Origin of the sequence: Mesorhizobium sp. M0047 (genome assembly GCF_040323315.1) — a bacterium.
GTDB lineage: Bacteria > Pseudomonadota > Alphaproteobacteria > Rhizobiales > Rhizobiaceae > Mesorhizobium.
This window is the reverse complement of the sequence record NZ_JAMYUW010000085.1, coordinates 1-9,399: the sequence shown is the minus strand read 5'-3', so window position 1 is coordinate 9,399 and position 9,399 is coordinate 1. Positions and strand designations below refer to the sequence as shown.

Here is a 9,399-nt window from a genome sequence, read left to right as displayed (position 1 = left end):
GCCGGGCGCATCGGCGGCGTCGTCGCCATCGACGGCAAGACCGTGCGCGGCTCCAAGCAGGACGCCGACGGGACAGGCGCGTTGCCTCTCGTTCAGGCCTGGGCGCACGAGCAGACCCGGACTTTGGCTCGGTCCCCGGCGACCATTTTCGTGCAGAGGTCACCATGCTTGTCACCGCAGACTTTCTCCATTCCTGCAAGATTGCCTTCTTGGCGATCAGGTAGTCGAGCGAATTCTGCGAACCGGAAAATCGAAGATACAGCAGCTTACCAGTCGCGCCGATGGCTTGGCGGATCAGGCGAGCAGCCAATCATTAAGATGGAATTCATAGATCTTGCCATCGTTCTCGGTCGGATTGGTGTCATTGTCCACGCCGCGATCAGTGATGTACAGGCTCATACTATGGCTTGGATCGTCGCTGCTTGGCGCCAGCGCCATTCCCGACGGTTTGTGCGCATGGGCCGCGGAGATATCGAGCGTGCCCAACAATTGCCCGGTAGGCGTTACCATTGCCACCGAGTTTTTCGACGCAATGATATAAAGGAGGTCGTGGACTGGATCGTACGCGATGCTTTCGTCGCTAGGGGTCCCCAGCGCACGCGCAGAAAAACTAGTAACTATGTCATCGCCGCCCGTGCTCGGGAGACCATCGAATTTCCCATTTGGACCCGCAGCGATGGTGTAAATCGTCTGGGTCGTGCCGTCGGCGACATATAGGACTCCACGTTTTGTATCATAGGCAATCCCCTCCGGGTCCTTGCTGCCGAATGCGGCCGTCTTGAATGAGGTCACAACGTCGTCGGACGTGTTGTAAAGTCCGTCCCGTCCGGGGTTGAGTTCGTATACGCTCTTCGTGCCAGTATCGTCCGTGAAGAAGAGATGGTGGTTGGTGGGATTGTAGGCGATCCCCGACGGCTCATCGGAAAAATTGATCGTCGTGAGCGTGCCCGCCAGGGTGCCGCTCAGATTCATTTGGTAGAGATTCTTGCCGGTAAAGATGGACATTTCGTCAACTTCACTATCGGCAACCAGCAGCGTGTCGAGATGAGAAATATAGACGAGATCCGTGGGATCGGGGCTCGGTGGCGACCACAGCGACGTCAGGATGGTATGCGCCAAGGTCACTGATGTCGGCAGCTGGTTAGCGTCGGTGATGCTGACGGCGAAGGCGTGCGTATCGATGCTGCCGTCGGACGACCTGGCCGTGACGGTGAGGGCGACCGACGGCTCGGACTGGGCGTTGAGCGTGCCGGTGCTTGAGCGTGTGATGACACCGGTGCTGGCATTGATGACGAAGCGCGTGTCGTTGATGCTGTAGGCGACCGTCGAGCCGGCATCGGGATCCGTGGCCGAGGCGGTGATCCCGACCGCCGTGCCGGCGGCGGCGTTCTGGGCAATCTGGTTGGCGGCGGTGTCGGTATCCGGCGGGGTGTTGAAGGCGACCGGCTCAGGGCTATCGAGGACGGCGAGGCTGAACGCCCGGTTGGCGGTGCTTCCGTCGGACGAGGTTGCCGTCACTGTCAGATTGATCGACGGCTGGGTCTCGAAGTCGAGCGTGCCGGTGGTCGAGCGCGTGATGACGCCGCTGCTGGCATTGATGGCGAAGCGCGAGTCATTGATGCTGTAGGTGACGGTCGAGCCGGCATCGGGATCCGTGGCCGAGGCGGTGATCCCGGTGGATGCACCTGCCGCGGCAAGCTCGGCGATCTGGTTGGTGGCGGCGTTGGCGTCGGCCGGGGTGTTGAAGGTCACCGGACTGCCTGATCCAGGCAGCAGATATTCGATGTGCAGCAGCGGAGCGCTGGCCGGCGAGTATTCGTAGGAATCGGCTGTGCGCGTGCCGGTGCCGGTGACCAAAAATGCCATGTCGTTGAGCGCAGCCCAGCCCGAGCGGTTGATGATCTCCTGCACGATCGCCGACAGGTCCGGCGAGCGCTCGGTCGGCCCTTGCTCGCCTACCGTGGTCCACGGGTCCGGCGTCCAGGCTGCGGACGCGTCCGTCGTCGCGCGGGAGGACACGTTGAAGCTGACGCTGGTGAAGGCGCTCGCGTCGTCGGTATCTTCGCCCTTGATCAGCAGCGAGGTCGCGCCGGTCTTCACCTCATTGGCCTGGAACTGGATATAGGCGCCGGTGATGATGGCGCCTTGCGGGATGTCGATCCCGGTGAAGCGGATGCCTACCGTCTGTCGAGTGCTGCCGTCATAGCCCAGTTCCAGGTCGTTTATGTTGCTCGAGATCGAACCCGAACCCTTTTCCTCGACATCGTCGCCGGCGGCCGCCACCCTTGTCTCGAAGATCGGGTCGATTGCATTCGAGGCGGTGGCGAGGAGACTGCTGGAGATGGCCGCGGCGCCCGTCGAGACCGTGCCGAGGTCAGCAACTGCCTCAGGGGTTGTGGCGGCATAGGTGACTTGGCTGTCGGCATGGCCCGTTGTCGCGTCCTGCCACAAATCGAGAAAGCTGCTGTCCAGATGAATGCCAACTCCGGCTGCCGCCTCGGCCAGTCCGCTGAGGTTCAATCCGACATCGCTCCCCGATGTCGGAGTGATGCCATCCGCGGAAATGAGATCGAGGCTGTTCGCGGCGCGATCCAATCCGTGACTGTGAATCCCCTTGCCGGTTTCCGCAGCAGGTTCGTCGCTCAGATCGGAGATATCGCCAGTCTTCTCGTTGCCGCTCACGCTTCCGATTGGCAGCGTCAAATCGTCGATGTTCAGCCAGTCGCCTTTGATGCCGGAGTCAATGCCGGAGTCCGTCATGATGAGTCTCACGCCACTCCCACTGCACATGGGGTGAGACGGCTTAGCCACTTTCAAGACTCCCTCTTCCGCACAAGATTGACTAGGATACGAGATCGAGAACCATAATCCAGTTACCAATCCGGATTAATCCATAGCCGAACCGTCTAACCGGCGGTGTGAGGGGCGCTAGTTCTGTCCAGCGTCTTCTGCAAATTCAGATCATGCCGCCGAGCCTGAGCGTGCCGTGGGGCTGCAGTTCCTGCGCGGGGAATGCTATGGGACATTCAAAACCTCCCTGCAGTTCACCTGTAAGGGCGTCCGGTGGTAGAGAGTCATCTGTGCTCCCGCCCTCGATGGGAGGTTGCATCATGGAACAACTGGCTAGCCCGGTGGTAACCGCGTGCGACAGCGATATCCTGCGCAGCGTTTTCACAAAATCCGTCATCGAAGATAACATCCCCGAGGACCAATGGCGGGACTACGCCGCGAAAATGGTCCGCGACTTTGCCGGCCAAGCGATGGTCGAGCCCGAATTGCTCGACCGGATTATGCAGAAGTAGCCAACGCTACCCAGCCGTAAGGGTAACGGCTACAGCACCTGTAGCGCCATCCGCCCACCTCTCGTCACGCGTTAGCGCCGTCAGCTAGACGCCGCCAAGCGGGTTCAGCGCGGTGGGCTAACCTGATCGCATCATCGAAAGCTGGCGCAACTCCCTATGGCGCTGGGGAGTTTTTTGTGGCGTAAGGAATTCGCGATCGATAGATTGCTACGCTGCAGTGTCGTCGGGTGAGGTCGGATGCCTTGAAAATTTATCCCTCACGCACAGTTCTCGAATATGTGATTCTCGTTCTTTTGCTCCTCATGGCGTATGGGATCGCCTACTTGGTTGCGCGGAGTACATAAGCGCGTCCAGGACCATGCAGGGCAGCGCCAAGGGGGCATCAAGCGGGCCGGCGCGGCTACCTACAGCGCCTGTGCGGTAGCCCGCTGCCGGTTCGACAGCGGGGTTATAGGATGCCTTGGAGTGTGCGGCTACATCCACGGAAGAAATCGACCGCAGACAGTTGCAATGTACCGTGAACGGGACAGTTCTCGACAATCTACACCGGCTCGACGGAATATCAGTGATTTCCAATAGTTGACGCTTGCGGCAGGTGGTTCCCTCAATCGCCTGTGGAAGAAGATTGGGCGTCCTCCGATCGGCCCGCGCTCTCCCACAGAGGGGCGGGCTTTAGATCGACCAGGGGGATGAAGATGACCAACCAGCCTGTGACAACCTACATCGGCAGCGTGTTCGAAAACTCCTTCTGGCGTGGGGTCCTGACCACGAAGGACAGGGCAGAAGCAGAATCCGTTGAACAGGCGATGGTTCAGACGAAGTTGAGGCGCAGATCGAGGAGATCACGCCTAAGCGCCGCGGCATAGGACAGCAGCCCGCGGGGATGCGCTGACGGGCGCAGATCCGAGAGCTTTGTCACCGGTTGCCGAGCGCCTTGGCTTCGCGCTCCAGCGTCTCGCGGTCATTGCCGTGCTTCGCGATGAGTTCGCGTACCTCCGGTATCGACAGCCCGAACTTGCTGGCTAAATAGCCTACCTCATATTCCTCATCCCCAGACACGCGGTCGCGGTCGCGGGAATCGCGCTTGCTCTTGTCGTCGGCCATGTTTGTTCCTCCTTGCGAATAGAACAGCGATACAGGACCGAAGTTCCCGGATTTTTAGCCACAGCTAATGGAACGGAACTGGTTCCCCGATATTGAATCAAATTCGTCGCGCGGGGTTCCGATGATGTCTAAGCGTGCCGGCGATGGTCGGCTATCGTTCATTCCTCCCATGATGCCCGAACATTCGCCTCCACCACTTTATCAGCCAACCTCTGTCTTTCTGACGCATATTACCAGCCGGTCACGGAACCTCCAATGTCCGCTCCTGTGAAGATCCTATGGGGCTGGAAGGCGACCAGCGCTCTGCCAGAGTGAAGTCGCCAAACATCACCTGGAGGTCAGCATGCAAGCCAACACCCCAAAGCCCCGGCCGCTATCCGCGTCGATGTTGCCGCAATATTTGTCTCGTTAGAACTGTCTCGGGTCAAAATGGCTCGTGACTTCGCTTTCGCCAGGTGGGGGCGAGAGAATGTCGAGACACCTCGTGCCGGGGGGCGACATTCCGGGTTTGCTCGATCACTTCGCAGAGCTGCAACGAAAGGCGGAAGTGCGGACAGCGCAGCGTTTCCGGGTCATATCAGTCCAGGAAGCTGGTCTGGATGGATTCTGGATACATCGGGTCCTCGAACGCGAAGGCATCGAGAGTGTGTCGTGGACCCGGCATCCATTGCCACATCGCGTCGCCGCCGGCGGGCCAAGACCGACAGGATTGATGGGGAAGCACTGGTTCGAGCGTTGTTGGCTACAACCGCGGCGAGCCTCGGGTTTGCGCGATGTTGCGAGTGCCAACGCCGGAGGAGGAAGACCGTCGCCGGTTGGTGCGGGAGCGGAAGGCGCTGACGAACGAGCGGATCAGGCACGTCAACAGGATAAAGGGCCTTTTGTTCAGCCAAGGTGTGTCCGGATACGAACCGTTGAAAGGCGTTGACGCAAATGCCTCGACGCGCTCATTACCGGAGATGGGCGTCCACTGCCGCCAGCGCTCATGGCGCAGATCAGCCGCGAGCTTGATCGCATCGAGTTGCTGATCCAGCAGATCAAGGATGTTGAAGAGGCACGCGACGCCTTGCTCGTCGCGGCAGATCAGCCAACACCGGCCCTGCTGCTCAGTCTCAAGGGAATAGGTCCGGAGTTCGCGGCCGTCCTGTGGTCTGAGGGATTGTCGCGCAAGTTTGAGCCTACGCTGGTTTGGTGCCAACGCCCTGGCAAAGTGGGCAGATTAATTGCGAGCAGGGAGTCTCGAAGTCCGGCAATCCTAGGCTCCGGTCGACGCTTGTCCAGGTTGCGTGGCTCTGGGTGCGCCATCAACCCAATTCCGCACTCAGCCAGTGGTTCAGGGCGCGAGTCATCCAGAATGGTGGCCGGTACAAGAAGACGGCGATCATCGCCCTCGCTCGGAAACTGCTTGTTGCGCTGTGGAAATACGTGAACGCCGGAGTCGTTATAGAAGGAGCTCTCCTGACGAAACCATCAGCGTAGACGCCAATCGATCATAACAATCTCCAGGCCGATCACGCCGCAAGCGGGATCATGGAACAGGTGCATGCGCCCTGACCGAATATAAGGTGGACTGGGTTCGTTCGCGAACCGCGTCACGCAAACGGACCCATCGAATGGATCTGCGGATGCCCGGAGGTACATGACAATGTCGACGTGACGCCGTTTGTGGTTGACCATCCCCATATAAGGGTTTCGGATGCCGGCCCATCGCGACGCTCACCACACTGCCGGGGCCGGCGTCCGGAAGCCTCCGGGGAAAGAACCCGCGGGATGGAGAACGCGGTTTCGGGTTTATTGGCGGCTGGACGAAGGCGCAGCCTTACCATTTCGGCGATGGTGGTATATTCGACCAGATCTACAAGCCTCAGTAAGTCGATATTCAGGACGATATGACCACAGCACCCGCGCAGGCGGGGTGGCGATTCAAGCAGCCGAGCGTCATTCCGGGTTTCGGATTGACGCTCGGCTTCTCGCTTGCCTACCTCACCCTCATCATCCTCATCCCGCTTTCCGGGCTGCTCTGGCGCTCGGCCGCGCTTGGCTGGCCTGAATTTTGGGCGATCGCCACCGATCGCCGCACAATCAATGCGCTGAGGATCAGCTTCGGCACCGCCTTCCTCGCGGCGGCCGTCAATGTCGTGTTCGGCACGCTGGTCGCCTGGGTGCTGGTGCGCTATCGCTTCCCCGGCCGCCGCATCGTCGATGCCATGGTCGATCTGCCCTTCGCCTTACCTACGGCTGTGGCCGGCATCGCGCTGACTACTCTGTACGCGCCGAACGGCTGGATCGGCAAATTGCTGATGCCGCTCGGCATCAAGGTCGCCTATACGCCGCTCGGCATCGTCATCGCGCTGGTCTTCATCGGCTTGCCCTTCGTCGTGCGCACCGTGCAGCCGATCATGGAGGAGATCGACAGGGAGGTGGAGGAAGCCGCCGCCACGCTTGGCGCCAATCGCCTGCAGATCATCACCCGCGTCCTGTTTCCAGGCCTGGCGCCGGCCATCGTCACCGGCTTCGCGCTCGCCTTCGCGCGCGGCGTCGGTGAATATGGCTCGGTTATCTTCATCGCCGGCAATTTACCCTACAAATCCGAGATCGCGCCGCTTCTGATCGTCATCCGCCTCGAGGAATACAATTACCCCGCGGCAACTGCGATCGCGGCGATCATGCTCGCTCTGTCGTTTGTCATGCTTTTGGTCGTCAATCTCGTGCAGACATGGAGCCGCAAGCGCTATGCCTGATCCAGAGATCAAATCCTACGAAGCCCACCACGGAAGCCGGTCGGCGGCGGTCACGGAAAGTCGCCCAGCGCGTGTAGCGCTGATGGCTGTCGCCTTCGCCTTCCTCGGCATTTTCCTGGTCTTGCCGCTGATCATCGTCTTCAACGAAGCCTTCGCCAAGGGCATCGATGCCTATACCGAAGCGCTCGGCAATCCCGACACGCGCTCGGCGATCCGGCTGACCCTGCTGGTGGCGGCGATTTCGGTGCCGCTCAACATCGTCTTCGGCATCTCCGCAGCTTGGGCGATCGCCAAGTTCGAGTTCAAGGGCAAGGCCTTCCTGACCACCCTGATCGACCTGCCCTTCTCGGTCTCGCCGGTTATTTCGGGGCTCGTCTATGTGCTTCTGTTCGGCGCCCAGGGGTTGCTCGGCAGCTGGCTGAAAGCACATGGCATCGTCATCCTGTTTGCCGTGCCCGGGATCGTGCTGGCCACCGTCTTCGTCACCTTCCCCTTCGTCGCCCGCGAACTGATCCCGCTGATGCAGGAACAGGGCAATGGCGACGAGGAGGCAGCACTCTCGCTTGGCGCCAATGGCTGGCAGGCCTTCTGGTATGTGACCTTGCCCAAGGTCAAATGGGGGCTGCTCTACGGCGTGCTCCTGTGCAATGCGCGTGCCATGGGCGAGTTCGGCGCGGTGTCGGTGGTGTCGGGCCACATACGCGGCCTGACCAACACCATGCCGCTGCATGTCGAAATCCTCTATAACGAGTACAACGCTGTCGGCGCCTTTGCCGTCGCTTCATTGCTTGCGGGCCTGGCGCTCGTCACGCTGGTCTTGAAAACACTTCTCGAGATGCGCTACGGCGCCGAGATCGCCGCGACGCGCGGGCACTGACAGAGGGATTTGCATGGAAGTTCGCGTTGCCAACGTACGCAAGGAGTTTGAGCGATTTCCGGCGCTTCATGACGTGTCGCTCGACATCAAGTCGGGCGAGTTGATCGCGTTGCTGGGGCCGTCCGGTTCCGGCAAGACGACGCTGCTCAGGCTGATCGCGGGGCTGGAGCGGCCGACACGGGGCAATATCTTCTTCGGCGACGAGGACGCCTCGCACAAGTCGATCCAGGAGCGCAATGTCGGTTTCGTCTTCCAGCACTATGCGCTGTTCCGGCATATGACGGTGGCCGACAATATCGGCTTCGGCCTGAAGGTCCGGCACGGGTCGTCGCGCCCGCCGGCGCAGGAAATCCGCCGCCGCGCCTCCGAGCTGCTCGACCTCGTCCAGCTTTCGGGCTCGAAAAGCGCTATCCGGCGCAGCTCTCCGGTGGCCAGCGAACCCAAGGTGCTGCTGCTCAACGAGCCGTTCGGTGCGCTTGACGCGCAGGTGCGCCGGGAATTGCGCCGCTGGCTGCGTGAGATCCACGACGCCACCGGCCACACCACCGTCTTCGTCACCCACGACCAGGAAGAGGCGCTGGAGCTTGCCGACCGCGTCGTGGTGATGAGCCAGGGCCGCATCGAGCAGGTCGGCACTGCCGACGACATCTACGACGCGCCCAACTCGCCCTTCGTCTACGGCTTCATCGGTGAATCGAGCTCGCTTCCGGTCAAGGTTGAGAATGGCGAGATCTGGCTCGCCGACCGTCCGATCGGGCTTGCCGCGCCCAACGAGCCCTCGGGCGAAGCAACGCTTTACTTCCGCCCGCACCATGTCGAATTGCTGGACGGCTGCAGCGGCTGTATCGCCGGCACGGTTGCCGCCAGCCGCCGCGTCGCCGGCACGCGCCGCGTCGAACTCGAGATCGGTGGCGAGCGCCAGCGGGTCGAAATCGAACTGCCGGTCGATCATCCCGCGGCTGAGGAAGTTGAGGCCCTGGCGCTGGCCGAGGAAAAGCGCTGGAACGCCTGACCCCAGCCCACCGCCAGACAGAAACCCCGCTTCGGCGGGCTTTGTTGCGGCCTTGGAAAAACCCGCTGCCTGGGAGGTGGCAGCGGGCTTTAAGCTCGCCGTGGGGAGGGGGTGAGCTTGGTGCCGCCATCGCCTGGGAGGGGTAGATGGCCGACAGCTAATAAATACCCATAGCCAAGCCGCGCCTCAATTGTGCGAGGGTGTTACTAGCCCAATCGAAGGCACTATCGGGGCACACGATGGTTTAGCCGCCCCGCTTCGCGCTGGGTTTTTGCTGAGTAGAGCGCGACAGCCCGCTTTCGCTATTTACTGAAATTCTGTTGACCCGTTGCCAAACTCCGCGCGGCATCCTCAATTGCTGCC

The 9,399-nt window shown here is 61.1% G+C and carries 6 protein-coding genes and 1 pseudogene; 5 read left to right on the top strand and 2 right to left on the bottom strand.

The genetic code is table 11. The features are described 5' to 3' along the window. Positions 1-294: 294 nt before the first annotated feature. Positions 295-2,760: an RTX toxin gene (locus NKJ89_RS35195; RefSeq protein WP_352609012.1), complete on the bottom strand. Its 2,466-nt coding sequence runs from the start codon at positions 2,758-2,760 to the stop codon at positions 295-297. Positions 2,761-3,110: 350 nt separating this feature from the next. On the opposite strand from NKJ89_RS35195, the gene NKJ89_RS35190 reads away from it, so the two are divergent. Then, positions 3,111-3,302, top strand: a complete 192-nt coding sequence (locus tag NKJ89_RS35190; RefSeq protein WP_352609011.1) for a hypothetical protein — start codon at positions 3,111-3,113, stop codon at positions 3,300-3,302. Between the two features lie 915 nt (positions 3,303-4,217). On the opposite strand, the gene NKJ89_RS35185 is transcribed toward NKJ89_RS35190, so the two are convergent. Next, the gene (locus NKJ89_RS35185; RefSeq protein WP_352609010.1) at positions 4,218-4,406 is read right to left on the bottom strand and encodes a DUF3606 domain-containing protein; all 189 of its coding nucleotides are present in this window, start codon (positions 4,404-4,406) and stop codon (positions 4,218-4,220) included. A gap of 375 nt (positions 4,407-4,781) precedes the next feature. On the opposite strand from NKJ89_RS35185, the pseudogene NKJ89_RS35180 reads away from it, so the two are divergent. The 4 genes and pseudogenes from NKJ89_RS35180 (at position 4,782) to NKJ89_RS35165 (ending at position 9,036) form a co-directional block, all read left to right on the top strand. Beyond that, positions 4,782-5,885 (top strand): annotated as a pseudogene (locus tag NKJ89_RS35180) (IS110 family RNA-guided transposase). Positions 5,886-6,295: 410 nt separating this feature from the next. After that, the gene (gene cysT, locus NKJ89_RS35175; RefSeq protein WP_352609009.1) at positions 6,296-7,147 is read left to right on the top strand and encodes a sulfate ABC transporter permease subunit CysT; all 852 of its coding nucleotides are present in this window, start codon (positions 6,296-6,298) and stop codon (positions 7,145-7,147) included. After that, positions 7,140-8,024, top strand: a complete 885-nt coding sequence (gene cysW / locus NKJ89_RS35170; RefSeq protein ID WP_352609008.1) for a sulfate ABC transporter permease subunit CysW — start codon at positions 7,140-7,142, stop codon at positions 8,022-8,024. Before cysT ends, cysW begins: the two co-directional genes overlap by 8 nt. 13 nt (positions 8,025-8,037) lie before the next feature. Beyond that, positions 8,038-9,036, top strand: coding sequence for a sulfate/molybdate ABC transporter ATP-binding protein (locus tag NKJ89_RS35165; RefSeq protein WP_352609007.1), 999 nt, complete (start codon positions 8,038-8,040; stop codon positions 9,034-9,036). The last annotated feature ends 363 nt before the right edge of the window (positions 9,037-9,399 follow it).